The organism is Kitasatospora sp. NPDC001660, from assembly GCF_053596725.1.
This window is the reverse complement of the sequence record NZ_JBSFGU010000013.1, coordinates 1-25,163: the sequence shown is the minus strand read 5'-3', so window position 1 is coordinate 25,163 and position 25,163 is coordinate 1. Positions and strand designations below refer to the sequence as shown.

The following is a 25,163-nucleotide window of genomic DNA, read 5'->3' as shown; positions in this document are numbered from 1 at the left end:
CCCGCGCATACTGGGGGTGCCGCACACCGCCTCCACACCGTCGCCGAGGACCCCGCATGAAGCTCAGCCGCCGCACCTCCTGGTTCCTGACCGCCTTCGGCGTCTGGTCGGTCATCATCTGGACGACCTTCGTCAAGAACCTGTGGAAGGACTCCGGTGGCCAGGCCTTCGTCAACGGCGACCACTCCCAGCCCACCGCCTTCTTCTGGATCCACCTCCTGCTCGCCGTCACCTCCTTCCTCCTCGGCATCGCCGTCGGCACCATCGGCCTCCGGGGCCTCCGCGCCACCCGCCGCACCCCGGCCACCGACTGAATCCCCGTTGCCCCTGTCGGTCCCCGGTGGCAAGATCCTCACCGCTCGATCACGAATCGAACTCGTTCCGGGGTGGGGAAACTTGATGAAGCACACGCATGCCCGGCGGCTGGGGGCGGGCGCGGCGTTCGCCGTGGCCGCGGGCCTGCTCGCCGCACCGACGGCGGCCGCGGCCGACACCGCGCCGGCCGTCCTCGGCACCGGCCAGGGTGGGGACCGCTACCACGTCGCCGCCTGTGACCCGGCCGGCGACCCGACGTGGATCGGACGGTCCATCGACGGCCCGGCGCTCAACGCCAAGGTCACCGGCACCGGGGCCCGGTTCGGCGTCTGGGACGTGACCACGGGCGCGGAGGACCCGGTGTTCACCGGCGAGGCCCAGACCTACGGCCAGCCGACAGCAGGCCTCAACGTCCCAGGCCTGGTGGACGGCCACAGCTACGCCTGGCACGCCTGGGCCCTGCAGGGCACGCAGCTCTCCGCCCCGTCGGCGGACTGCCACTTCACGATCGACACCACGGGCCCGACCGTCACGGTCTCCTCGCCGGACTTCCCGGCGGCCGGCTCGGGCGGCAAGCCCGCCAAGTACGCGGGCCAGTCCGGCACTTTCGTCCTGAAGGGCGCCGACCCGGCTCCGGCGGGCGGCGAGGCGTCCGGCATCGCGTGCTTCCGGTACGGCTTCCGCATGCTGGGCGTAGGCGGCTGCGACTCGCCCGACGCCGTCACACCGGAGGACGACGGCACGGCGACCGTCAGCGCGCGGGTCCTGGACTGGGGCACCAACAACCTCAACGTCCAGGTGATCGACAGCGCGGGCAACGTCACCACGGCGACCTATTCGTTCTACGCGCCGTCGAACCCGAACCCGCCGAAGACCCTCGGCGACGTCGACGGTGACGGCATCGCCGACATCCTGCTGCCCGACGCCCAGGGCAACCTGCAGTACATCAGCGTCAACGCGGCCGACACGACGCCGAACGCCGTCATCTCGGCCGACCGCTCTCCTTCCGGGCAGAGCTGGGCGCCCTACCAGGTCGCCCACCGGGGCTGGGACAACGTCCACGCGCCGTCCTCGGACGACCTGTTCATCCACAAGCCGGGCGACGCCTACCTGACCGTCTACCGGAACTTCGACTACGGAGCCATGACCAAGGGCTTCACGGGTTCGAGCAACCGCGTGTGCGGCGACCCCTTCAACCCGTCCTGCCCGGACGGCTTCGCCGCCGACTGGTCCAAGACCGACCAACTCGTCGCCCTCGGCCCGGTGAGCGGCGGCACCTCGCCGTCGCTGCTGACACTGGAGGGCGGGAACCTCTGGCTGCTCGACGGGGCCGCCTCCGATTTCGACAGGGTCACCAAGCTCACCACCTCCGGCGCCTGGAACGGCTACGACCTGATCGCCCCCGGACCGGACGCCTCCGGCAACCTCGCCCTCTGGGCGCGCGACCGGGCCACCGGCGAGCTGCACGCCTACCCGATCCCGAAGAAGGCCGACGGCACCTTCGACTTCTCCGCCCTCGCGGACCCGAAGGCCGACGTCGTCGCCACCGGCTTCACCGTGGCCGCCTACCCGACGCTCGGCAGCTCGGGTGACGCGGACGGCGACGGCAAGCCCGACCTGTGGGCCGTCACCGCCGACCGGCACCTGGTGATGTACAGCGGCTGGGCGGAGCCGAACGACCTCGGCGCCCTGCACTGACCCTGGGACGCCCGAAGGCCCCGTCCGAGTGGTCGGACGGGGCCTTCGGGCTGTCAGGCGGGGATCAGAAGCGGCGGGTGACCAGCGCCCGCTTCACTTCCTGGATCGCCTTGGTGACCTCGATGCCACGCGGGCAGGCCTCGGAGCAGTTGAAGGTGGTGCGGCAACGCCACACGCCCTCACGGTCGTTGAGGATCTCCAGGCGCTGCTCGGCACCCTCGTCGCGCGAGTCGAAGATGAAGCGGTGCGCGTTGACGATGGCGGCCGGGCCGAAGTACTGGCCGTCGTTCCAGAAGACGGGGCAGGACGACGTGCACGCGGCGCACAGGATGCACTTGGTGGTGTCGTCGAAGCGCTCGCGGTCCTCGGCGGACTGCAGGCGCTCGCGGGTCGGCTCGTTCCCCTTGGTGATGAGGAACGGCATGACGTCCTTGTACGCCTGGAAGAACGGGTCCATGTCCACGACCAGGTCCTTGAGGACCGTCAGGCCCTTGATGGCCTCGATCGTGATCGGCTTCTCCGGGTTGACGTCCTTGATCAGGGTCTTGCACGCCAGCCGGTTGCGGCCGTTGATCCGCATGGCGTCGGAGCCGCAGATGCCGTGCGCGCAGGAACGGCGGTAGGTGAGGGTGCCGTCCTGCTCCCACTTGATCTTGTTGAGCGCGTCCAGGACGCGCTCCTTCGGGTCCATCGTCAGCTGGTAGTCGACCCACACCGGGTCCGGGTGCTCCTCCGGGTTGAACCGGCGGATCCGGAAGGTGACGGTGATCAGCTGGACGGCACCGTTCTCAGCCGCGTCCAGAGCGGCCGAGTGCTGCTCCATGGTCGGAGTGCTCATCAGTACTTACGCTCCATCGGCTGGTAGCGGGTCGTGACGACCGGCTTGTAGTCGAGGCGGATGGAGGTCGTGCCGTCGGCGGCGACCTCCTGGTACGCCATGGTGTGCTGCATGAACTTCACGTCGTCACGGGTCGGGAAGTCCTCGCGGTAGTGGCCGCCGCGGGACTCCTCGCGGGCCAGCGCGGAGACGGCCAGCACCTCGGCCAGGTCGAGCAGGTTGCCCAGCTCGACGGCCTCCAGCAGGTCCGTGTTGTACCGGAAACCCTTGTCCTGGATGGAGACGTTCTTGTAGCGCTCCTTCAGCGCGGCGATGTCCTCGACAGCCTGCTTCAGGGTGTCGCCGGTGCGGTACACCATGGCGTTGGCGTCCATGGTCTCCTGCAGCTCCTTGCGGATCTGCGCCACGGACTCGGTGCCGGTGGACTCGCGCAGGCCGTCGACCAGGGCCTGGACCTTCTCGGCCGGGTTCTCGGGCAGCTCGACGAACTCGTGCGCGTTGGCGTAGTCGGCGGCGGCGATGCCCGCGCGACGGCCGAACACGTTGATGTCCAGCAGCGAGTTGGTGCCCAGGCGGTTGGCGCCGTGCACGGACACGCACGCGACCTCGCCGGCCGCGTACAGGCCCGGGACGATGTCGGTGTTGTTGCGCAGGACCTCACCCTCGACGTTGGTCGGGATGCCGCCCATGGCGTAGTGCGCGGTGGGCTGGATCGGGATCGGGTCCGTGTAGGGCTCGATGCCGAGGTAGGTGCGCGCGAACTCGGTGATGTCCGGCAGCTTGGCGTCCAGCTGCTCCGGCGGCAGGTGGGTGAGGTCCAGGTAGACGTGGTCGCCGTCCGGACCGCAGCCGCGGCCCTCGCGGATCTCGGTGTAGATCGCGCGGGAGCAGACGTCACGGGACGCGAGGTCCTTCATGACGGGGGCGTAGCGCTCCATGAAGCGCTCGCCGTCCTTGTTGCGCAGGATGCCGCCCTCGCCGCGGGCGCCCTCGGTGAGCAGGATGCCCATGCGCCAGATGCCCGTCGGGTGGAACTGGAAGAACTCCATGTCCTCCAGCGGCAGGCCGCGGCGGTACACCAGGGCCTGGCCGTCACCGGTGAGGGTGTGGGCGTTGGAGGAGACCTTGAAGAACTTGCCGGTGCCGCCGGAGGCGAACACGACCGACTTGGCCTGGAAGACGTGGATCTCGCCGGTGGCCAGCTCGTAGGCGACGACGCCGGCCGTCTGGCCCTCGTTGATCAGCAGGTCGAGGACGTAGAACTCGTTGAAGAACTCGACGCCGTGCTTGACGCAGTTCTGGAACAGCGTCTGGAGGATCATGTGGCCGGTGCGGTCGGCCGCGTAGCACGAGCGGCGGACCGGGGCCTCGCCGTGGTTGCGGGAGTGGCCGCCGAAGCGGCGCTGGTCGATGCGGCCCTGCTCGGTGCGGGAGAAGGGCAGACCCATCTTCTCCAGGTCGAGGACGGCGTCGATGGCCTCCTTGCACATGATCTCGGCGGCGTCCTGGTCGACCAGGTAGTCACCGCCCTTGACCGTGTCGAAGGTGTGCCACTCCCAGTTGTCCTCCTCGACGTTGGCCAGGGCGGCGCACATGCCGCCCTGGGCCGCGCCGGTGTGGGACCGGGTCGGGTAGAGCTTGGTCAGGACCGCGGTGCGGCTGCGCTGCGTCGACTCGATGGCCGCGCGCATGCCGGCGCCACCGGCGCCGACGATGACGGTGTCGTACTGGTGAATCTGCATGGGGGGTTAACTCGCCTCTGGCCTCTGCCGATGGTCGATGGTGCTCGCGGCTCAGATGTTGGGGTCGAAGGTGAAGATCACCAGGGTGCCGAGCAGCACGGTGAAGACCGTGGCGGTGCCCATGAGCCCCTTGAGCCAGAGCCGGGTCGAGTCCTTCTCGGCGTAGTCGTTGATGACCTGACGCATGCCGTTGGCGCCGTGCAGCATGGCGAGCCAGAGCATCGTGAGGTCCCAGACCTGCCAGAACGGGGAGGCCCAGCGGCCGGCCACGAAGGCGAAGCCGATCTTGGAGACGCCGCCGTCGAGCACCAGCATGATCAGCAGGTGACCGAGGATCAGCACGACCAGGACGATGCCGGACAGGCGCATGAAGAGCCAGGCCAGCATCTCGAAGTTGGTCCGGGTGCGGCGCGGCGTCTTCTTGGTCCGCTGGCGCGGCGGCTCGATGACGAACGCGTCGGCCGGGTTGCCGGTGCCGAGGCCCTTGCCGGTGTGCGCCTGGGCGGACGGGACCACCACAGCGTCGGAGATTTCCGTGGACATCAGTCAGCTCACTTCCCGAACCAGTCGACCAGCGTGTGCTGCAGGATCGGGTAGAAGGCGCCGGCCATCAGGACGACCCAGATTCCCACCACGCTCCAGAGCATCTGCTTCTGGTACTTCGGGCCCTTGGACCAGAAGTCCACGGCGACGACCCGCAGGCCGTTCAGGGCGTGGAACAGGATGGCGGCCACCAGGCCGTACTCCATCAGGTTCACGAGGGGAGTCTTGTACGTCTGAATGACGGTGTCGTAGGACTCCGGCGACACTCGCACCAGTGCGGTGTCCAGGACGTGGGCGAACAGGAAGAAGAAGATGAGGACGCCGGTGACTCGATGAGCCACCCAGCTCCACATGCCTTCCCGGCCGCGGTACAGCGTTCCAGCCGGCACGGAAAAACCCTCCGGAAGCGATTGGGGGCTCGGCCGGCTTCGGTGTCGGTCAGCCCGGCCGGGTACGGTCCACCGGCCGCGAGCATCCTATCGACGCCTTCTCGGGAACCGCCTCCGGGGGCCCCAGGTGTGATCAATCAGGCACGACTGGCCTAGTTGGGCGGGAACCAAACCCGGATTGCTCACTCTGGGTGATTGGATTGCTGCGCTACGGTGGCGCACCCCGTCCCCGACCACTCTCCCGAGGCACCCGTGCGACCTCGCCCCGCCCGGCCGTCCGCCGTCCTCCTCCTCTGCGTGCTGCTGCCCGCCACGGGGTGTACCACGGTCGGCGGGCCGTCCGCCGACCGGGCCGCGCCGGGGCGCGAACTGTCCGCGGCCGAGATCCGGTCGGCGGCGGTGACCGGTGCCGACCTCGGCGCGGGTTACACGGTGACCGTCATGACGCCCGGTCACGGCGGCACCGGGCAGGGCGCCGGGCGGGAGACGTCGGACGTCCGGGCCTGCCAGCCGCTGCTGGACACGGTGGCCCCCGGCGGCGGCGCGGGCCCCGGCACGGCCTCGCCGGGCCCGGGTCTGCCGTACGCGGAGACCGATCTGAGCGTGGCCCGGGCGGCCGACCCCAGGAGTACGGCGTACGGCGCCCTGGTGGGCTACCGCTCCGGGCGGGCGGTGCAGGTGCAGGCGGAGCTGGAGAAGCTGTTCGGCCCGTGCGCCGTCTTCACCTCGACGGCACCGCCGCCACCTGCGGAGCGGGGGAAGAAGGGGGCGCAGGCGACGCACACCCGGCACCGGCTCGCCCAGGTCGACACGACCACGCCCGAGGGAGCGGACGCGGCGACCGGATTCACCCTCACGAATGAATCGGGTACCGCCGTGCTCTCGCAGCGTGCGGTGCTCGCGCGGGTCGGTCCGGCGCTCGCGGTGTTCACCACCTTCGGCGTCGCCACCGAGCCGGCCGCGGCGCCGGACGAGCGGATCGTCCGGCAGCAGGTGGCGAAGCTGCGCGCGGCCCAGTCGAAGAAGTGACGGAGGCGGGCGGCGGCTCAGTGCGCGCCGGCCTCCGAATGCGTGGCGACGAGGTGCTCCAGACGGGTGAGGGCGATCCGGCGCAGCTCGTCCGCCGCGATCAGGCGCTCCTCGTCCGGGTCGTTGGCGAGCCGGGTGCGGATCGAGGAGAGCACGGTGTCGAGCATCTCCTCGGGCGCGACGCCCTCCAGGCAGACCACGAAGACGTGGCCGAACCTGGCCTCGTACGCGGCGTGGGCCGCCCGCAGCGCGGTGTGCGCCGCCTGGCTGCCGGGGGCCCGCATGCCGAGCAGCGGCTGCGGCATCCAGCTCTCGTCCGCGAGGGCCTCGGCGAGGTCGGCCGGGCGGAGGTCGTAGGAGGCCTCGCTGGCGGCGGCCAACAGGGACGCTATGTCGGGGTACGGCCGGTGCGCGGTGAGCCGCAGGGCCCAGCGGTGGCTGCCGCAGCAGGCCAGCAGGGCCTCCTCGGCGGCGCCGGCGTCGGCCTCGTTGAAGCGGTGCAACCCGAGGAGGGTCGGCTCGGAGCTGGGTTCGAGCCGCTGTGACGGGATGTCGCTGGCCAGCGGGTCCTCCTCGTGAGGGCGGGAAGGTGCCGGTGAAGTGGGTGGGTGGAGCAGGTGAAGTATGGGGCTGCGGGGCGGCGTCCAGCGCCCGCCGGGCAGCGGCTCAACGGTAGTTGAGCTGTCATCAGTTGGGGAGGGCGCACGCGGATTTCATCCGAACGAGCTATCAAGTTGTGACGTTGCCACCTTCGTGTCAGCGCCCTCCCCGCCCTCATCTGCTAATACGCCGCGCGCACTCAGCTGCAGCGCGTCCCGGCGGCCGGCATCGTGCCCTCGACCAGGTAGGCCTCCAGGGCCTGGTCGATGCAGGCGTTGCCCTTGCCGAAAGCGCCGTGGCCCTCGCCCACCCGGGTCAGCAGGGTGGCGTTGGCGAAGCCCTTGGCCAGCGCCTCGGCGGCGGCGTACGGGGTGGCCGGGTCGCCGGTGGAGCCGACGACCAGGATCGGGTCGGCACCCTCGGCCCGGATGGTGTGCGGCTTCTCGGGGCTCTGGAACGGCCACCCGTTGCACGACGACTCGGTGAAGTCCTGCACGTCGACACCCTTGGTCAGCAGCGGGGCCTGCTCCTGGAGCTGCTTCACGGTCTGCTGGGCGCGCTCGGCCGAGGGGGCCGGGGCGGAGCCGTCGGCGCAGGAGATCGCCGCGTGCGCCGCGTCCATCGGGGAGTAGTGGCCGCTCTCGTCGCGCTCGTTGTAGTCGTCGGCGAAGGCGAGCAGGACATCGCCCTTGTCGTTCTTCATCGCGACGGAGAGCGCGACGCGCAGGTACTGCCAGGTGGTGTTCTCGTCGCCGTAGAGCGCGCCGCGCACGCCCGTCCAGGCGAGGTCGCTGCCGACCTTGCGGCCGTCCTTGGTGGGCAGCGGGTGGTCCCGCAGGCCGTCCAGGAAGTCGGCGGCCTTCTTGGCGGCCTGGCTCGGGTCCTTGCCCAGCGAGCACTCGCTCGCGTGCTTGTCGACGCAGTCGGCGGCGAACCGCTCGAAGGACTGCTCGAAGCCGGCCTGCTGCTTGATGACCGAGTCGAGCTCGTCGGCGGCCGGGTCGACGGCGCCGTCCAGGACGAGCCGGCCGGCGTTCTTCGGGAACTCCTCGGCGTAGAGCGAGCCGAGGTAGGTGCCGTAGGAGACGCCCAGGTAGTTGAGCTTCTTGTCGCCGACGGCGGCGCGCAGCACGTCCATGTCGCGGGCGGAGTTGCGGGTGCCGACGAAGGGCAGCAGCTTGCCGGACTTGGCCTGGCAGGCGGCGATGAACTGGGCGTTCTGCTGGTCGGACTGAGCCTTGCGGGCGGCGGGGTCGAGCGGCGCGTCGACCTGCTCCTCGGCGTCGCGCTGCTTGTCGTCGAGGCAGGCGATCGGGGAGCTAGCCCCGGTGCCGCGCGGATCGAAGCCGATCACGTCGAAGCGGCTGTGCAGGGCGCCGGTGAAGTCCTTGGCACCGTCCTTGACCATGTCGACGCCGGAGGCGCCCGGACCGCCGGGGTTGACCACGAGGGAGCCGACCCGCTGGTCCGGCTTGGTGGCCGGGAGCTTGATCAGCGCGAGGTCCAGCGCGTCCTTGGCCGGGTCGGCGTAGTCCAGCGGGACGTGCAGCTTGCCGCACTGCATGCCGGAGGTGTCCGCCTTGGTCTGCTGGTCGGCCTTGGGGTCGGGCGGGCACGGGGCCCAGGCGATCTGCTGGGCGTAGAAGGACTTGAGCGCCGGGTCGTCCGCCCCGGTGGGCTTCGGCGTCGGGGTGGCGGACGCCGAGGGGGTGACGGTGGCCTTGTCCTGGGCCGTCGTGGCGGTGTCGTTGCAGGCGGAGGTGAGCAGGAGGGTGCCGGCTGCCAGGGCGGTCAGCAGGACCCGTGGGCGGGCGGCCCGGTTGATGTTCATCGCACGTGTGTATCACTGTCGGGTGACACCGCCGATCAAGGGGTGCCGGGCTGCCCGCCGGGGGTCTGATCAGGCGCGATGCACCTTGTGGTTGGCCGCCTGGGCGCGCGGGCGGACGACCAGCAGGTCGATGTTCACGTGCGACGGACGGGTGACCGTCCAGGCGACGGTGTCGGCGATGTCCTCCGACGTCAGCGGCTCGGCCACGCCCGCGTAGACGGCCGCCGCCTTGTCCTCGTCGCCGCCGAAGCGGGTGAGCGCGAAGCCCTCGGACTTCACCATGCCGGGGGCGATCTCGATCACCCGGATCGGCTCGCCGCACAGCTCCAGCCGCAGCGTCGCCGCGATGGTGTGCGCGGCGTGCTTGGCCGCGACGTACCCGCCGCCGCCCTCGTACGCGGCCAGCGCGGCCGTCGACGAGAGCACCAGCACGGTGCCGTCGCCGGTGGCGCGCAGGGCGGGCAGCAGCGCCTGCGTCATGTGCAGCACGCCGAGCACGTTCACCTCGTACATGGCGCGCCAGTCGGCCGGGTCGCCGTGTTCGACGGAGTCGGCGCCGAGCGCACCGCCGGCGTTGTTCACCAGGACGTCGACCCGGCCGACCTCGGCGGCGAAGGCGTCGACGGCCGCCCGGTCGGTGACGTCCAGGGTGTGGGCGCGGCCGCCGATCTCCTTGGCGAGCGCCTCGATGCGCTCGGTCCGCCGGGCGGTCAGCACCACGTCGAAGCCCTCTGCGGCCAGTCGGCGGGCGGTCGCCGCGCCGATCCCGCTGCTGGCACCGGTGACCACGGCCACCTTCTGCTCGGTCATTGCCACTCCCTGGGGGCTCGTCGGTGAGGGGATGCACATCGGTCGTTGGTCCGATCATCTCAACTACGTCGGCTCCCCGTTCTTCCGGCCGGGCGCCACTACATTGCGAGCACGAGCCCCAGCCCGCCGAATCCCCGTGGAGGGACCCATGGCAGCCGAGCCGCGTCGCGCCGAGTCAGGCTTCCCGATCGAGCCGCTGTACGGCCCGGAAGCGTTGGCCGGGTGGGATCCGGGGGACCGGCTCGGGAGGCCGGGCGAGTTCCCGTACACCCGGGGCGTCTACCCGTCGATGTACACCGGCCGGCCGTGGACGATGCGCCAGTACGCGGGCTTCGGCACCGCCGCCGAGTCCAACGCCCGCTACCGGCAGCTGATCGCGGGCGGGAGCACCGGGCTCTCGGTGGCCTTCGACCTGCCCACCCAGATGGGCTACGACTCGGACGCGCCGCTCGCCGCCGGGGAGGTCGGCAAGGTCGGGGTGGCGGTCGACAGCGTCGAGGACATGGCGGTGCTGTTCGACGGGATCCCGCTGGGCGAGGTGTCCACGTCGATGACCATCAACGCGCCGGCCGGCCTGCTGCTGCTCCTCTACCAACTCGTCGGCGAGGCCCAGGGGGTGGCGCCGGCCCGGCTCACCGGCACGATCCAGAACGACGTGCTGAAGGAGTACATCGCGCGCGGCACCTACATCTTCCCGCCCGCCCCCTCGCTGCGGCTGGTCGCGGACGTGTTCCGGTACTGCCGGGCCGAGATCCCGCGCTGGAACACCATCTCGATCTCCGGCTACCACATGGCCGAGGCCGGAGCCGGCCCGGCGCAGGAGATCGCGTTCACGCTGGCCAACGGCATCGCGTACGTGCGCACCGCGCTCGCCGCCGGGATGGCCGTGGACGACTTCGCGCCCCGGCTCTCGTTCTTCTTCGTGGCCCGCACCACGCTGCTCGAAGAGGTCGCCAAGTTCCGTGCCGCGCGCCGGATCTGGGCCCGGGTGATGCGCCAGGAGTTCGGCGCGCGGGACCCTCGCTCGCAGATGCTGCGCTTCCACACCCAGACCGCCGGGGTGCAGCTGACCGCCCAGCAGCCCGAGGTCAACCTGGTCCGGGTCTCGGTGCAGGCGCTCGCCGCGGTGCTCGGCGGCACCCAGTCGCTGCACACCAACAGCTTCGACGAGGCGATCGCGCTGCCCACCGAGAAGGCCGCCAGGCTCGCCCTGCGCACCCAGCAGGTCCTCGCGTACGAGACCGACGTGACCGCCACCGTCGACCCGTTCGCCGGCTCCTACGTCGTCGAGTCGCTGACCGACGAGGTGGAGGCCGCCGCCCTCACCCTGATGGCCCGGGTGGAGGAGCTGGGCGGCGCGGTGGCCGCGATCGAACGCGGCTACCAGAAGACGGAGATCGAGCGCACCGCCTACCGAGTCCAGCAGGAGACCGACGCCGGCGAGCGGACGGTGGTCGGCGTCAACCGCTTCCAGCTGGACGCCGAGGAGCCGTACCAGCCGCTGCGGGTGGACCCGGCGATCGAGCGGCAGCAGGCCGGGCGCCTCGCCCGGCTGCGCGCGGAGCGCGACGCGTCGGCGGTGGGCCGGGCGCTGAACGCGCTGCGTCGGACCGCCGAAGGAGGGGAGAACGTGCTCTATCCCATGAAGGAGGCGCTGGCGGCACGCGCTACCGTCGGCGAGGTGTGCGACGCGCTGCGCGAGGTGTGGGGCACCTACTCGCCGGTGGAACGCTTCTGATGATCCGTCAAACATGCAATGGCCGTGACCGCCGCCTATGGTGATCGTTGCACAGGACAAGCAATCCGGGGAAGGCGGCTGAAAAAGAAATGTCATACCCACCTGTCCGGCCGGTATGCGCCCATCCGGGGACTAATTTTCCGGAAGCCGGGCCAAAACCCCCCAACAGGCCTACGCTTGGGGAGATGAACCGTCCTGAGCCCGCTCAGCCGGGCGCCACTCTGGCCGCTGCCCGCCCCGCCGCCGAACTGCGCGCCCGGGTCAGGAGGCTGGAGCCCGAGCTGATCGCCTTCCGCCGCGATCTGCACCGGCACCCGGAGCTGGGCCGCCAGGAGTTCCGCACCACCGGTCTGATCCGCGACCGGCTGGTGACGGCCGGTCTGAACCCCCGGGTGCTGCCCGGCGGCACCGGCCTGATCGTCGACATCGTCCCGGCCGGGACGGCCTCCGCCGCCGGGATCCTCGCCTTCCGCGCCGACATCGACGCGCTGCCGATCGACGACGCCAAGACCGACGTCCCCTACCGCTCGACCGTCCCGGGCCGGGCCCACGCCTGCGGCCACGACGTGCACACCTCGGTCGTGCTCGGCACCGCGCTGGTGCTGGCCGAGGCCGCCCGCACCGGCGAGCTGCGCCGCCCGGTCCGGCTGGTGTTCCAGCCGGCCGAGGAGGTCATGCCCGGCGGCGCGCTGGACGTCATCAAGGCGGGCGGGATGGACGGCGTCGACCGCATCTTCGCGGTGCACTGCGACCCGAAGGTCGAGGTGGGCCGGATCGCGCTGCGCACCGGGGCCATCACCTCCGCCTGCGACCGCCTGGTGCTCCACCTGGACGGCCCCGGCGGGCACACCGCCCGCCCGCACCTGACCACCGACCTGGTGACCGCGATCGCCCGGATGGCCGCCGACCTGCCGGCCGCGCTCGCCCGCCGGATGGACCCGCGCTGGGGCGTCAGCCTGGTCTGGGGCCGGATCGCCTCCGGCTCCGCCCCCAACGTCATCCCGCAGCACGCCGAGCTGGAGGGCACCGTCCGCTGCCTGGAGCTGGACGGCTGGCGCGAGGCGCCGGACCTCCTGCACGACCTGATCGCCAAGCTCTCCGAGACCTACCGGGCGAAGTGGACGCTCGACTACCACCGCGGGGTGCCGCCGGTGGTGAACGAGGCGGTCTCCGTCGCGCTGCTGGAGGAGGCCATGACGGCCCGGTTCGGCCGGGACGGCGAGCAGGTGGTCGAGGGCACCGAGCAGAGCCTGGGCGGCGAGGACTTCTCCTGGTACCTGGAGCACGCCCCGGGCGCGCTGGCCCGGCTGGGCGTCCGCGCCCCCGGCGACACGTCCGTCCGCGACCTGCACCAGGGCCGCTTCGACGTGGACGAGCGGGCGATCGGGATCGGTGCGGAGCTGTTCGCCGCGCTGGCCCTGGAGGTGGACGGGAGCTGATCCGCATCCGGGAGCGTGCGGCCGTCGCGTGACGGATTCCGCGGGATCCGGGGTTTTGGCGCTGTTCCGTAAACTGGAGTGCACCAGTTCCGGATCACCGTCCGCGTACGGGAAATGGGCGCCGGGGTGACCCTCAGACCACGGTTTGATAACAACCCGAAGGCTCCCGGATCCCGTAACACAACCGTGTTCTACGCGCGTTACGGTGGCGTCCGACCACGCTAAACGGGTGCGTGTGAGAAGGAGATACTCCCTTGCGCCGTTCAATGAAGCTCGCCGCGGTTGTGCTCTCGGGTTCCCTGGGCATGGCCTCGCTCGCCGCTTGCGGCGCAAAGAGCACTGACAACACCTCCTCCGGCTCGTCGTCCGACGGCGGCCTCAAGGTCGGCATGGCCTACGACATCGGCGGCCGCGGCGACCAGTCGTTCAACGACTCCGCCGCCCGCGGTCTCGACAAGGCCAAGTCCGACCTCGGCGTCTCGGTCACCGAGGCCGAGGCCAAGGCCGGCGAGGCCGAGGCGGACAAGGAGACCCGCCTCAAGAACCTGATCGACGGCGGCTACAAGACCGTCATCGCGGTCGGCTTCGTGTACCAGCAGGCGGTCGACAAGGTCGCCAAGGACAACCCGGACGTCAAGTTCGCGATCATCGACTCGCACGACGACGCCCAGCCGGCCAACGTCACCTCGCTGGTCTTCGCCGAGCAGGAGGGCTCCTACCTCGCCGGTGTGGCCGCCGCCCTGAAGAGCAAGGCCAAGCACGTCGGCTTCATCGGCGGTGTGCAGACCGAGCTGATCAAGAAGTTCGAGGCCGGTTACAAGGCCGGTGTGAAGTCGGTCGACCCGAACATCGCGGTCGAGACCACCTACCTCACCACGCCCCCGGACTTCTCCGGCTTCGCCTCGCCCGACAAGGGCAAGGAGGCCGCCCAGGGCCAGCTCGACAAGGGTGCGGACGTCATCTACTCCGCCGCCGGCTCCTCCGGCAACGGCGCCATCGAGGCCGTCGCCAACAAGCAGGGCGCCCTGGCCATCGGTGTCGACTCGGACCAGGCCACCCAGCCGGCCCTGGCCAAGTACAAGAACAGCATCCTGACCTCGATGGTCAAGAACGTCGACAACGCTGTCTACGCCTACATCCAGTCGGTCAAGCAGGGTTCGCCGTTCACCGGCGTCAAGCTGTTCGACCTGAAGGCCGAGGGTGTCCAGCTCGCCACCACCGGTGGCAAGATCGACGACATCAAGACCCAGCTCGACGCCGCCGCCAACGCGATCAAGACCGGCGCCACCACCGTCCCGACCGCGCCCGCCCAGTAAGGCTCCGCGCGTCCCGGACGTCGTAGCGGCTGCCGCCTGCCCGGCAGCGCGATGATGGGCACAGCAACACGGGAGGGGCCCGGCAGGGTGCGCTCAACGCGTACCCCCGGGCCCCCTTCCGTCCCCCCGTTTCCCCCCTTTTGGCCCTCCCAGCGCAACGACGCGCCTCCAGACCACCAGGAGATCGCCATCACCGCATCCGATCCCGTCCCCCTGCGCAAGGACGGCAACCCCAGCGCGGGGACGGCGACAACGGCCGTCGAACTGCGCGGTATCACCAAGCGCTTCCCCGGCGTCGTGGCGAACCACGACATCAACCTCACCGTCCGCAGCGGTACCGTGCACGCCCTCATGGGCGAGAACGGCGCCGGCAAGTCGACGCTGATGAAGATCCTCTACGGCATGCAGAAGCCGGACGAGGGCACCATCGCGATCAACGGCGAGCTGTGCGAGTTCAATTCCCCGGGCGACGCCATCGCCCGCGGCATCGGCATGGTGCACCAGCACTTCATGCTCGCCGACAACCTCACCGTGTGGGAGAACGTCGTCCTCGGCGGCGAGCACCTGTACGGCATCGGTGCCAAGGCCAAGGCGAAGATCAAGGAGATCTCCGAACAGTACGGTCTGGGCGTGCGCCCGGACGCGCTGGTCGAGGACCTCGGCGTCGCCGACCGCCAGCGCGTCGAGATCCTCAAGGTGCTCTACCGCGGCGCCCGGATCCTGATCCTCGACGAGCCCACCGCGGTCCTCGTCCCGCAGGAGGTCGACGCGCTGTTCGACAACCTGCGGGAGCTGAAGTCCGAGGGCGTCACCGTCATCTTCATCTCGCACAAGCTGCACGAGGTGCTGGCGGTCGCCGACGCGATCAGCGTCATCCGGCGCGGCACCACGGTCGGCGACGCGGACCCGAAGTCCGTCACCGCCCGCCAGCTCGCCGAGATGATGGTCGGCGCCGAGCTGCCCTCCCCGGAGAGCCGCGAGTCGACCGTCACCAGCACCGAGATGCTCAACGTCCAGGGCCTGCGGATCGCCAAGACCGACGCCGAGGGCATCGAGCGCGTCGTGCTCGACGACATCTCGCTGAGCATCCGCAAGGGTGAGGTCCTCGGCATCGCCGGTGTCGAGGGCAACGGCCAGGCCGAACTGGTCGAGGCCATCATGGGCATGCTCCCGCTGGACGCGGGCAGCGTCGTCCTCGACGGCAAGGACCTGTCCGGCACCCTGACCCGGGCCCGCCGCGAGGCCGGCATCGGCTACATCCCCGAGGACCGCCACCGGCACGGCCTGCTGCTGGAGGCTCCGCTCTGGGAGAACCGGATCCTCGGCCACGTCACCGAGAAGCCGAACTCCAACGGTCCGCTGCTCGACCTGGCCGCGGCCCGCAAGGACACCCTGCGGATCGTCGAGGAGTTCGACGTCCGCACCCCCGGCATCGAGGTCACCGCGGCCTCCCTCTCCGGCGGCAACCAGCAGAAGCTGATCATCGGCCGCGAGATGGCCCACGACCCCAAGCTGCTGATCGCGGCCCACCCCACCCGCGGTGTGGACGTCGGCGCGCAGGCGCAGATCTGGGAGCACATCCGGGTCGCGCAGCGCAACGGCCTGGCCGTGCTGCTGATCTCCGCCGACCTGGACGAGCTCATCGGCCTGTCCGACACCATCCGGGTCATCTACCGCGGCCGCCTGGTCGCCGACGCCGACCCGGCCACCGTCACCGCCGAGGACCTGGGCACCGCGATGACCGGTGCGGCCCGCGGCCACATCGAGTCCGAGCCGGAGGCCGTCGCCGAGGCGCAGGCCGTCGCCGCCGAGGGCACCGAGGCCGAGGCCGAGCACCCGCACACCGACACCGCCGACGACGCCGAGGCGGGGGAGTAACCACATGACCAGTCCCAACCCCCCTGCCGCCAAGCGCAGCCTGGCGCAGCGGATCAGCGGTGAGCGGATCGTGTTCGCACTGGCGGCGCCGGTGCTCGCGGTCGTGCTCTCGGTGACGATCTGCTCGATCCTGCTGGCGACCTCGGGCAAGAACCCGTTCGACGCGTGGAACGTGATGATCACGTACGCCACCAAGTCGGACGGCCAGGTGGCGATCCTCAACCGGGCCACCACCTACTACCTGGCCGCCGCGGCCGCCGCGTTCGGGTTCCGGATGAACCTGTTCAACATCGGCGTCGAGGGCCAGTACCGCGTCGCGGCGCTGTTCACGGCGTACGTCGGCAGCCAGATGGACCTGCCGTCGTTCATCCAGATCCCGCTGCTGCTGATCACCGCCATGCTGGCCGGTGGTCTGTACGCGGCCATCGCCGGTGCGCTGAAGGTCTTCCGCGGCGTCAGCGAGGTCATCGCGACCATCATGCTGAACGCGATCTCGATCGCGATCGTCGGCCTGCTCCTCGTCCCGGGCATCTTCGCCCCGAAGGCGAGCAGCACCAGCAACTCGATCCAGACCGACCCGGTCTCGCAGTCCAGCCACTTCTTCTCGATCAGCACGGCCGGCGGCGACCTCTGGGGCTTCCTGTTCGTCGCCGTCCTGGTCGGTGTGGCGTTCCAGTTCGTGCTGAGCCGCACCCGCTTCGGCTTCGACCTGCGCGCCACCGGCCGCTCGGAGAGCGCCGCGACCGCGTCCGGCGTGAACGTCAAGCGGATGGTCATGATCTCGATGGCCGTCTCCGGCGCCATCGCCGGTCTGATCGGTCTGCCCGAACTGCTCCAGAACTCCTACTACTTCGGCCAGAGCTTCCAGAGCGGCCTCGGCTTCCTCGGGATCTCGGTCGCGCTGCTGGGCCGCAACAGCCCGCTCGGCATGGCCTTCGCGGCGCTGCTGTTCGCGTTCCTGGACTCCACCGGCTCCCAGCTGCCGCTGCCGAAGAACGGCGGTTTCCCGTTCGAGATCGTCGCGGTCATGCAGGGCACCATCGTCATCTGCGTCGTCGTCGCGTACGAGCTCGTGCGCCGCTACGGCCTGAAGCGCCAGCAGCAGAAGGTCGGTGCCCAGCTCGCCGCCCAGCTCGCGGCCACTGAGAAGAAGGAGGTGTCCGCATGAGCACGGCTACTGCTGCTCGGCCCAAGGCGGCGGGCGCGCCCGCCAAGAAGCGCAAGCTGTCCTGGCAGATCGTGCTCCTGCTGATCGCGGGCGCCCTGGTGCTCTTCTCCGCTGTGGGCATGGCCACCGGCAACCACTCGCTGACCTCCTCCGGGCAGATCACCGCCGCGCTCAGCGCCGCCGTGCCGATCGGCATGGCGGGTCTCGGCGGTCTGTGGTCCGAGCGGGCCGGCGTGGTCAACATCGGCCTCGAAGGCATGATGGTCGCCGGCACCTTCTGCGGTGCCTGGGCCGGCTACCTGGTGAACCCGTGGGTCGGTCTGCTGGCCGGTATGGCCGGTGGCGCGCTCGGCGGCCTGCTGCACGCGATCATCACCGTCACCTTCGGTGTCGACCACATCGTCTCCGGCGTCGGCATCAACCTGCTGATCCCCGGCATCTGTGCGTACGTCAACCGGATCTACTACAAGGACTACGTCTCCGCCGGTGCCGGCGCGGGCCAGTCCCCGCCGGCCGACCCGCTGCCGTACGTCACCATCCCGGGTCTGTCGCCCTGGCTGGATGGCATCGAGAAGCACCACTGGTTCTTCGTCTCGGACCTCGCCGGCATCGTGGGTGGCGTGGTCACCAACATCTCGGTGGTCGTGCTGCTGGCCGGCGCGCTGATCGTGGCCAGCTACTTCGCGCTCTGGCGCACGGTGTTCGGCCTGCGGCTGCGCTCCTGCGGTGAGAACCCGACCGCGGCCGAGTCGCTGGGCGTCAACGTCTACAAGTACAAGTACATGGCGGTCATCGCCTCCGGCGCCTTCGCGGGCCTCGGTGGTGCGTACCTCTCGCTGGTCGCCGCGCACTTCTACAAGGACGGCCAGACCAACGGCCGGGGCTTCATCGGCCTCGCGGCGATGATCTTCGGCAACTGGATGCCGGGCGGACTCGCCACGGGCGCCGGGCTGTTCGGCTTCACCGACAGCCTCCAGCTGCGCGACCCGGAGTCGGTGCACGTGCTGATCCTCATCGTCTCCATCGCGATGGCGCTCCTCGCGCTGTGGCAGCTGTACCGCCGCAAGTTCACCGGCGTGGTGATCTCGCTGGTGGTCGCCGGCGGTCTCGGCGCCTGGTACGCGCTCACCGACCAGGTGCAGCGCCCGCTGATCGTCGCGACGCCGTACGTGATCACCCTCGTGGTGCTCTCGCTGGCCTCGCAGCGACTGCGGATGCCGAAGGCGGACGGCCAGATCTACCGCAAGGGCCAGGGCAAGTGACGGCCCCCGCGATCGACTGGGAGCGGCTGCGCGAGGCGGCGCGCGAGGCGATGAGCCACGCGTACGCGCCGTACAGCAAGTTCCCGGTCGGCGCGGCCGCGCTGGTGGACGACGGGCGGCTGGTCACCGGCTGCAACGTCGAGAACGCCTCGTACGGGCTCGGGCTGTGCGCCGAGTGCGGCCTGGTGTCCGCGCTGCACGCCAGCGGCGGCGGCCGGCTGACCGCGTTCACCTGCGTGGACGGTGCCGGTGAGCTGCTGATGCCGTGCGGGCGCTGCCGCCAGCTGCTGTACGAGCACGGCGGGCCCGACCTGCTGATAGACCTGGCTTCCGGTGTGAAGCCGATGAGCGAGGTCCTGCCCGACGCGTTCGGGCCGGAGCGGCTCTAGCATCTGCATTTGTTACGCGCGTAGAGTGTCGCGAGTGGGCCGAAAACCGGCCATCTCGCGACACTCTTCGCTTTTCGAACCCCTCTTGGAGCACGCATGGACGCCATCTCCGTCATCAGGACCAAGCGAGACCGCGGAGAGCTGAGCGACGCTCAGATCGACTGGGTGATCGACGCCTACACCCGCGGCGAGGTCGCCGACGAGCAGATGTCCGCCCTGGCCATGGCCATCCTGCTGAACGGCATGAAGCCGCGCGAGATCAGCCGCTGGACCGAGGCCATGATCCGTTCCGGCGTCCGGATGGACTTCTCCTCGCTCCCGCTGCCCACCAGCGACAAGCACTCCACCGGCGGCGTCGGCGACAAGATCACCCTTCCGCTCGCCCCGCTCGTCGCCGCCTGCGGCGCCGCCGTCCCGCAGCTCTCCGGCCGCGGCCTCGGCCACACCGGCGGCACCCTCGACAAGCTGGAGTCCATCCCCGGCTGGCGCGCGCTGCTCTCCAACGACGAGATGATGGACGTGCTGCGCGACGCGGGCGCCGTCATCTGCGCCGCCGGCGACGGCCTCGCGCCCGCCGACAAGAAGCTGTACGCGCTGCGCGACGTCACCGGCACCGTCGAGGCCATCCCGCTGATCGCCTCGTCGATCATGTCCAAGAAGATCGCCGAGGGCACCGGCGCGCTCGTCCTGGACGTCAAGGTCGGCTCCGGCGCGTTCATGAAGAACCTCGACGACGCCCGCGAGCTCGCCCGCACCATGGTCGGCCTCGGCACCACCGCCGGCGTCAACACCGTCGCCCTGCTCACCGACATGTCGACCCCGCTCGGCCTCACCGCGGGCAACGCGCTGGAGGTCCGCGAGTCGCTGGAGGTGCTGGCGGGCGGCGGCCCGGCCGACGTCGTGGAGCTCACGCTCGCGCTCGCCCGCGAGATGCTCGCCGCGGCCGGCGTGCACGGCAAGGACCCGGCGGACGCGCTGCGCGACGGCTCGGCGATGGACCACTGGCGCCGCATGATCGCCGCCCAGGGCGGCGACGTCGACGCCCCGCTCCCGGTCGCCCGCGAGCAGCACGTCATCCCGGCCCCCGCCTCCGGCGTGCTCACCGCGCTCGACGCGTACGCCGTCGGCGTGTGTGCCTGGCGCCTGGGCGCCGGCCGCGCCCGCAAGGAGGACCCGGTCCAGGCGGGCGCCGGCGTCGAGATGCACGCCAAGCCCGGCGACACCGTCGTGGCCGGCCAGCCCCTGCTGACCCTGCACACCGACACCCCCGAGCGCTTCGACTACGCCATCGAGGCCCTCGCCGGCGGCATCGACGTCGCCCCGGCGGGCACCGAGTTCACCCCGAACCCGATCGTCCTCGACCGCATCGCCTGATGCGCGTGGCGTGCTGCGGGCGTGCGCTCAGGCGTACGTCCGCAGGACGCTGGTGTCGAGGGTCCACGGGCCGACGGTGATCGTGTCGCCGAAGGCGAACTTCTCGCGGGACGCGTAGCCCGGCTCCGAAAAGACCATCAGATCCGGGTTGCGCAGCTGGCCGAGCCCCGTGTCCTCCAGATCCGCACCGTGGTATGCGATGTGGCCGGGGTGTGTGGTCGGCAACTGGGCGTTGAGCTGTCTGGCGATGCGCAGCACGGCGAGCTCGTGGCGCTTCACCGGCGACATCATCATGATGATCTCGCCGTCGGCGATCTCGACCTTCCCTATCCCCGGCACCTGCGGCAGCATGTCCGCGATCTCTCGCAGCCGGGCGTACACGGCAGGATCGATGCTCATATCCCGGAGTGTATCGGCGGCGGCTGTCAAGCGTCCGCGACCGCTCGGCGTGTGGTAGAAGCCTGGTGCGTGGCGTAGAGGGTGACGGCGGCGGCGAGGGTCATGGCGGTGAGGCCCACGGTGGCGGCGCCGGGCCAGCCGGTGGAGTGGTAGGCGTCGGCGCCGATCGTGCCGCCGAGGCTGTTGCCCAGGTAGTAGGCGATCAGGTACAGGGCGGAGGCCTGGGCGCGGCCCTCCGTCGCGGTGCGGCCCACGGCCGACGAGGCGGTGGCGTGGCCGGCGAAGAAGCCGGCGGTGATCAGGACCAGGCCGAGCAGGGCGCAGACCAGGGAGTCGGCCAGGGAGAGCAGCAGCCCGGCGGCCGTCACGCCGATGGAGACGTACAGGGCGCCGCGGCGGCCCAGCCGGGCGGAGAGCCGGCCGGCCGCGGCCGAGGTGCCGGTGCCGACCAGGTAGACGACGAAGATCGAGGCGGCGACCGACTCCGGCAGGTGGAAGGGTGCGGCGATCAGCCGGTAGCCGACGGTGTTGTAGACCGCGCCGAACACGGCCATGAACAGCAGTCCGAGCGCGTACAGCCGCACCAGCAGCGGGTTGCGCAGGTGCCGTCCGACGGTGCGGGCGAGGGCGCGCGGGTCCACCGGGGCCGGGGTGAAGTGCCGGGCGGCGGGGATGAGCAGCCGGAACGCGAGCACCGCGAGCAGCGCGAGGACGGCGGCGGCGGCGAGCCCCCAGCGCCAGCCGAGGGCGGCGGCGGTCCAGCCGGAGAGCAGCCGGCCGCCCATGCCGCCGATGCTGTTGCCGGCCACGTACAGGCCCATCGCGGAGGCCAGCGCGCTCGGGTGGACCTCCTCGGCGAGGTAGGCCATCGCGGTGGCCGGGAGCCCCGCGAGGGCGGCGCCCTGGAGGACGCGCAGCACCACGAGGGTGGTGAGGCCGGGTGCGAACGGCAGGGCGAGGGCGAGCGCGGAGGCGGCGAGCGTGGAGGCCGTCATCACGGCGGTGCGGCCGTGCTTGTCGGACAGTGCGCTCGCGGGCAGGAGGCCGAGGGCGAGTCCGAGGGTGGCGGCGGAGGCGGTCCAGCTGGCTTGACCGGGTGTGAGGTCGAGGTCGGCGGAGAGGACCGGTAGCAGGCCCTGGGTGGAGTAGAGCAGGACGAACGTGGCGACCCCGGCGGCGAACAGGGCGAGGTTGGCGCGGCGGAACGCGCGCTGGCCGGGGCGGTGGCGGCCGTCGTGGGTCGGGGCGTCGGCGGCGGGGGCATCCGGGGCGGGCACGGATGCCCTGGTATCGGCGGGCTGCATGTCTTCGACGTTAGGCCTGCCGGGTTGATGCGTCCAATGCATGAGCAGTGGATTATTGATGCACTGGCGCATGAGTCGAGGGTGGTGGCGCGATGTCCGCGGCGGAAGCGGCGAACGGCACGGAGCAGTCCCGGTACCGGCCGGCCGAGCTGGGGCCCGACCTGCCGGCCGTCCAACTGGCGCCCCGACTGGCCCAGTTCGCGGCCGTGGCCCGGCTGGAGCACGTGACGCAGGCGGCGGCGGTGCTCGGCATGCCGCAGCCGACGCTGTCGCGGTCGGTGGCGCGGCTGGAGGAGGAACTGGGGGTGGAGCTGCTGGCCCGTCAGGGCCGGACGGTCCGGCTGACCAGGGCCGGCCGGCTGCTGCTGGCCTCGGTGGAGCGGGCGCTGGCCGAGGTCGAGCGCGGCGCCGAGGCGGCCCGGGCGGAGGCGGACCCCTCGGTGGGGCGGGTGGCGTTCGGCTTCCTGCACACGATGGGGACGGACGCGGTGCCGGCGCTGCTGCGCGACTTCCGGGCGGCGCACCCGCAGGTGCGGTTCCAGCTGGTGCAGGACTACGTCGGCGCGATGCTGGAGCGGCTGCTGGACGGCGAGTTGGACCTGTGCCTGGTGGCGCCGCTGCCGGACGACCCGGCCTTCGCGGCCCGCCCGCTGGACGAGCAGCGGCTGTACCTGGTCGTCCCGGCCGACCACCGGCTGGCCGGGCGGCGGCGGATCCGGCTGGCGGAGGTGGCGGAGGAGACGTTCGTCGGGCTGGAGCGCGGGTACGGGTTGCGGGCGATCACGGACGGGTTCTGTGCGGAGGCCGGGTTCGTGCCGCGGCTCGCCTTCGAGGGGGAGGAGGCGCAGACGCTGCGCGGCCTGGTGGCGGCCGGGCTGGGGGTGGCGCTGCTGCCGCCGGCGCTGGTGCCGCGGCCGGGGGTGGTGGACCTGGAGGTGACGGCGCCGCGGACCCGGCGCGCGATCGGGCTGGCCTGGGCGGCCGGGCGGCCGCTGACCCCGCCGGTGCGGGCGTTCCGGGACTTCGTGCTGTCTCGGCGCGGGCGGCTGCTCCAGCACGACTGAAGCGCCGGGGTGGCCGGATGCCGAACTCCCGGGAGGGGGGCCGCGGAATCCGGGATGTGTGACGCGACTGACCCGGCCGGTGGAATTCCCGATGGACTTTTGACGAACCGGCCGTGTTGCCAGTGGTGGGTCTACGCGCGTAGGGGCTATATTTCCGCAATGGAGAAGCAGATCCCTGTCACCACCGCGGGCACCGGCCCGCGCATCCCCACCCCCGACCAGATCCGCCGTGCGCCGAAGGTGCTCCTGCACGACCACCTCGACGGCGGGCTGCGCCCGGAGACCATCGTCGAGCTGGCCGCCGCGGTCGGCTACGAGGGCCTCCCCACCACCGACCCCAAGGAACTCGGCGAGTGGTTCCGCGAGGCCGCCGACTCCGGCTCGCTGGTCCGCTACCTGGAGACCTTCGCGCACACCTGCGCCGTCATGCAGACCCGTGACGCCCTGATCAAGGTCGCCGCCGACTGCGCCGAGGACCTGGCCGCCGACGGCGTCGTCTACGCCGAGGTCCGCTACGCCCCCGAGCAGCACCTGGAGGCCGGCCTCACCCTCGACGAGGTCGTCCAGGCCGTCAACGAGGGCTTCCGCCTCGGCGAGGCCAACGCCCGTGCCGCCGGCCACCGCATCCGCGTCGGCACCTTGCTGACCGCGATGCGCCACGCCGCCCGCTCCACCGAGATCGCCGAGCTGGCCAACCGCTACCGGGACCAGGGCGTCGTCGGCTTCGACATCGCCGGTGCCGAGGCCGGCCACCCGCCGACCCGCCACCAGGCCGCCTTCGACTACCTCAAGGGCGAGAACAACCACTTCACCATCCACGCGGGCGAGGCCTTCGGCCTGCCGTCGATCTGGGAGGCCCTGCAGTGCTGCGGCGCCGACCGGCTCGGCCACGGCGTGCGGATCGTCGACGACATCACGGTGAACGAGGACGGCAGCGTCGAGCTCGGCCGCCTGGCCGCGTACGTGCGCGACAAGCGCATCCCGCTGGAGATGTGCCCGACCTCGAACCTCCAGACGGCCGCCGCCGCCTCGTACGCCGAGCACCCGATCGGGCTGCTCAGCCGGCTGAAGTTCCGGGTCACCGTGAACACCGACAACCGCCTGATGAGCGGCACCAGCATGAGCCGGGAGTTCGGTCACCTGGTGGAGGCCTTCGGCTACACGCTGGGCGACATGGAGTGGTTCACCGTGAACGCGATGAAGTCGGCGTTCCTGCCGTTCGACGAGCGGCTCGCGATGATCAACGACGTGATCAAGCCGGGCTACGCCGAGCTCAAGGCCGAGTGGCTGTTCAGCGCGGGCGTCGGCGAGGGCTGAGCCGGTCCGGGGCGGGTCTGATGAACGCCACTGCCCTGCAAGGCAGTTGGCGTTCATCAGACTACTCACTCGGGCGAGTGACTCCCTTTTGATCCTCGCGTGACCGGCTCACTACGGTGTGCCAGTCATCGCCGACGGGCCGTGGCGACGGCCGGTCGTCCGTCCCCGCGCACCGCGTCGGCCACCGACGAGGACTCAAGGGGACGAACTCATGAAGCAGGCTCTCAAGGCCGCCGGTACCGCGGCGCTCGGCATCGCCATCGCGGCGGTGGGCGTCGGCACCGCGTCCGCCGACGCCCCCGCGCCCGGCGGCGTCGGGCTGCCCACCACTGCGCTGCAGAACCCCGCGGTCACCGGCGCGGTCACCGACACCGCCAACAAGCTGCCCGGCGGCGACAAGGTCACCAGCACCCTCGGCCCCCTGGCCCCGAGCGCGGGCCAGGCCCCGGCGGGCGACGCCGCGCCGATCGCCGGCGTCACCCAGTCGCGTGCCGGCCTGCCGAGCATCCCCGGTGTCGACAAGACCCCGCTGGGCGGGCTGACCGGCGCGCTGCCGGGCCTCGGCGGCTGAGCCGTCCACCCGGCACGGCGACGGGCCGCGCGCCCCGGGGATCCCCGGGGCGTACGTCGTCGCGATCCAGACCTTCAGCACGACCTTCAGCATCCTGCTGTCGGTGGTCGCCGCGCTCGGCGTCTTCAACACCCTGCTGCTCACCATCC

General features: G+C 71.2%; 23 protein-coding genes. 14 read left to right on the top strand and 9 right to left on the bottom strand.

The window, feature by feature from the left end:
* Positions 1-56 precede the first annotated feature (56 nt).
* Both ACWCXH_RS16445 and ACWCXH_RS16440 read left to right on the top strand, forming a co-directional pair.
* Entirely contained in the window at positions 57-314 is a 258-nt protein-coding gene (locus ACWCXH_RS16445) for an SCO4848 family membrane protein (RefSeq protein ID WP_449802123.1), read from the top strand.
* Positions 315-399: 85 nt separating this feature from the next.
* Positions 400-2,013 carry a hypothetical protein gene (locus tag ACWCXH_RS16440; RefSeq protein ID WP_449802122.1) on the top strand — a complete coding sequence of 538 codons (1,614 nt, stop codon included), beginning with the start codon at positions 400-402 and terminating at the stop codon, positions 2,011-2,013.
* 64 nt (positions 2,014-2,077) lie between these two features.
* On the opposite strand, the gene ACWCXH_RS16435 is transcribed toward ACWCXH_RS16440, so the two are convergent.
* Genes ACWCXH_RS16435 through sdhC form a run of 4 tightly spaced genes read right to left on the bottom strand, consistent with a single transcriptional unit; the run spans position 2,078 to position 5,525 of the window.
* On the bottom strand, positions 2,078-2,851 hold the full coding sequence (locus tag ACWCXH_RS16435) for a succinate dehydrogenase iron-sulfur subunit (RefSeq protein WP_449802121.1): 774 nt from the start codon (positions 2,849-2,851) through the stop codon (positions 2,078-2,080).
* Entirely contained in the window at positions 2,851-4,593 is a 1,743-nt protein-coding gene (gene sdhA, locus ACWCXH_RS16430) for a succinate dehydrogenase flavoprotein subunit (protein ID WP_449802120.1), read from the bottom strand. Before sdhA ends, ACWCXH_RS16435 begins: the two co-directional genes overlap by 1 nt.
* Before the next feature lie 51 nt (positions 4,594-4,644).
* Positions 4,645-5,136, bottom strand: coding sequence for a succinate dehydrogenase hydrophobic membrane anchor subunit (locus tag ACWCXH_RS16425; protein ID WP_449802119.1), 492 nt, complete (start codon positions 5,134-5,136; stop codon positions 4,645-4,647).
* Between the two features lie 8 nt (positions 5,137-5,144).
* Positions 5,145-5,525: a succinate dehydrogenase, cytochrome b556 subunit gene (sdhC, locus tag ACWCXH_RS16420; protein WP_449802118.1), complete on the bottom strand. Its 381-nt coding sequence runs from the start codon at positions 5,523-5,525 to the stop codon at positions 5,145-5,147.
* A gap of 252 nt (positions 5,526-5,777) precedes the next feature.
* Here sdhC and ACWCXH_RS16415 point away from each other — a divergent pair, with 252 nt between their 5' ends.
* Entirely contained in the window at positions 5,778-6,554 is a 777-nt protein-coding gene (locus tag ACWCXH_RS16415; RefSeq protein ID WP_449802117.1) for a hypothetical protein, read from the top strand.
* A 17-nt stretch (positions 6,555-6,571) separates the two neighbouring features.
* Here ACWCXH_RS16415 and ACWCXH_RS16410 read toward each other — a convergent pair whose 3' ends face one another.
* From ACWCXH_RS16410 to ACWCXH_RS16400, 3 genes are all read right to left on the bottom strand, one after another.
* Entirely contained in the window at positions 6,572-7,057 is a 486-nt protein-coding gene (locus ACWCXH_RS16410; RefSeq protein ID WP_449802116.1) for a 2-oxo-4-hydroxy-4-carboxy-5-ureidoimidazoline decarboxylase, read from the bottom strand.
* Positions 7,058-7,353: 296 nt separating this feature from the next.
* Positions 7,354-8,985 (bottom strand): alpha/beta hydrolase, encoded by a 1,632-nt coding sequence (locus ACWCXH_RS16405; protein WP_449802115.1) that lies wholly within the window; start codon positions 8,983-8,985, stop codon positions 7,354-7,356.
* Between the two features lie 69 nt (positions 8,986-9,054).
* Complete coding sequence (locus tag ACWCXH_RS16400; RefSeq protein ID WP_449802114.1) at positions 9,055-9,795, bottom strand: SDR family oxidoreductase; 741 nt, start codon at positions 9,793-9,795, stop codon at positions 9,055-9,057.
* A gap of 148 nt (positions 9,796-9,943) precedes the next feature.
* Here ACWCXH_RS16400 and ACWCXH_RS16395 point away from each other — a divergent pair, with 148 nt between their 5' ends.
* From ACWCXH_RS16395 to ACWCXH_RS16360, 8 genes are all read left to right on the top strand, one after another.
* Positions 9,944-11,533, top strand: coding sequence for an acyl-CoA mutase large subunit family protein (locus tag ACWCXH_RS16395; protein WP_449802113.1), 1,590 nt, complete (start codon positions 9,944-9,946; stop codon positions 11,531-11,533).
* Positions 11,534-11,718: 185 nt separating this feature from the next.
* A complete protein-coding gene (locus ACWCXH_RS16390) occupies positions 11,719-12,972 on the top strand; it encodes an amidohydrolase (RefSeq protein WP_449802112.1) in 1,254 nt (417 codons plus the stop codon).
* 254 nt (positions 12,973-13,226) lie between these two features.
* The gene (locus ACWCXH_RS16385) at positions 13,227-14,288 is read left to right on the top strand and encodes a BMP family lipoprotein (protein WP_449802111.1); all 1,062 of its coding nucleotides are present in this window, start codon (positions 13,227-13,229) and stop codon (positions 14,286-14,288) included.
* Positions 14,289-14,639: 351 nt separating this feature from the next.
* On the top strand, positions 14,640-16,166 hold the full coding sequence (locus tag ACWCXH_RS16380) for an ABC transporter ATP-binding protein (protein ID WP_449802241.1): 1,527 nt from the start codon (positions 14,640-14,642) through the stop codon (positions 16,164-16,166).
* Positions 16,167-16,170: 4 nt separating this feature from the next.
* Entirely contained in the window at positions 16,171-17,334 is a 1,164-nt protein-coding gene (locus ACWCXH_RS16375; RefSeq protein WP_449802110.1) for an ABC transporter permease, read from the top strand.
* A complete protein-coding gene (locus tag ACWCXH_RS16370) occupies positions 17,331-18,596 on the top strand; it encodes an ABC transporter permease (RefSeq protein ID WP_449802109.1) in 1,266 nt (421 codons plus the stop codon). The genes ACWCXH_RS16375 and ACWCXH_RS16370 overlap by 4 nt, the downstream gene beginning before the upstream one ends.
* On the top strand, positions 18,593-18,985 hold the full coding sequence (locus ACWCXH_RS16365) for a cytidine deaminase (protein WP_449802108.1): 393 nt from the start codon (positions 18,593-18,595) through the stop codon (positions 18,983-18,985). Before ACWCXH_RS16370 ends, ACWCXH_RS16365 begins: the two co-directional genes overlap by 4 nt.
* 96 nt (positions 18,986-19,081) lie before the next feature.
* Positions 19,082-20,359 (top strand): thymidine phosphorylase, encoded by a 1,278-nt coding sequence (locus tag ACWCXH_RS16360; protein WP_449802107.1) that lies wholly within the window; start codon positions 19,082-19,084, stop codon positions 20,357-20,359.
* A gap of 27 nt (positions 20,360-20,386) precedes the next feature.
* Here the strand turns inward: ACWCXH_RS16360 and ACWCXH_RS16355 are convergent, their stop codons facing one another.
* Together ACWCXH_RS16355 and ACWCXH_RS16350 are read right to left on the bottom strand one after the other, a co-directional pair.
* Positions 20,387-20,758: a Uma2 family endonuclease gene (locus ACWCXH_RS16355; RefSeq protein ID WP_449802106.1), complete on the bottom strand. Its 372-nt coding sequence runs from the start codon at positions 20,756-20,758 to the stop codon at positions 20,387-20,389.
* A gap of 26 nt (positions 20,759-20,784) precedes the next feature.
* Positions 20,785-22,062 carry an MFS transporter gene (locus ACWCXH_RS16350; protein ID WP_449802105.1) on the bottom strand — a complete coding sequence of 426 codons (1,278 nt, stop codon included), beginning with the start codon at positions 22,060-22,062 and terminating at the stop codon, positions 20,785-20,787.
* A gap of 92 nt (positions 22,063-22,154) precedes the next feature.
* Here ACWCXH_RS16350 and ACWCXH_RS16345 point away from each other — a divergent pair, with 92 nt between their 5' ends.
* The 3 genes from ACWCXH_RS16345 to ACWCXH_RS16335 all read left to right on the top strand — a co-directional run bounded on the left by ACWCXH_RS16345 (position 22,155) and on the right by ACWCXH_RS16335 (position 25,014).
* Positions 22,155-23,126: a LysR family transcriptional regulator gene (locus ACWCXH_RS16345; RefSeq protein ID WP_449802104.1), complete on the top strand. Its 972-nt coding sequence runs from the start codon at positions 22,155-22,157 to the stop codon at positions 23,124-23,126.
* A gap of 159 nt (positions 23,127-23,285) precedes the next feature.
* On the top strand, positions 23,286-24,443 hold the full coding sequence (locus tag ACWCXH_RS16340) for an adenosine deaminase (RefSeq protein ID WP_449802103.1): 1,158 nt from the start codon (positions 23,286-23,288) through the stop codon (positions 24,441-24,443).
* A gap of 211 nt (positions 24,444-24,654) precedes the next feature.
* The gene (locus tag ACWCXH_RS16335) at positions 24,655-25,014 is read left to right on the top strand and encodes a hypothetical protein (RefSeq protein ID WP_449802102.1); all 360 of its coding nucleotides are present in this window, start codon (positions 24,655-24,657) and stop codon (positions 25,012-25,014) included.
* The last annotated feature ends 149 nt before the right edge of the window (positions 25,015-25,163 follow it).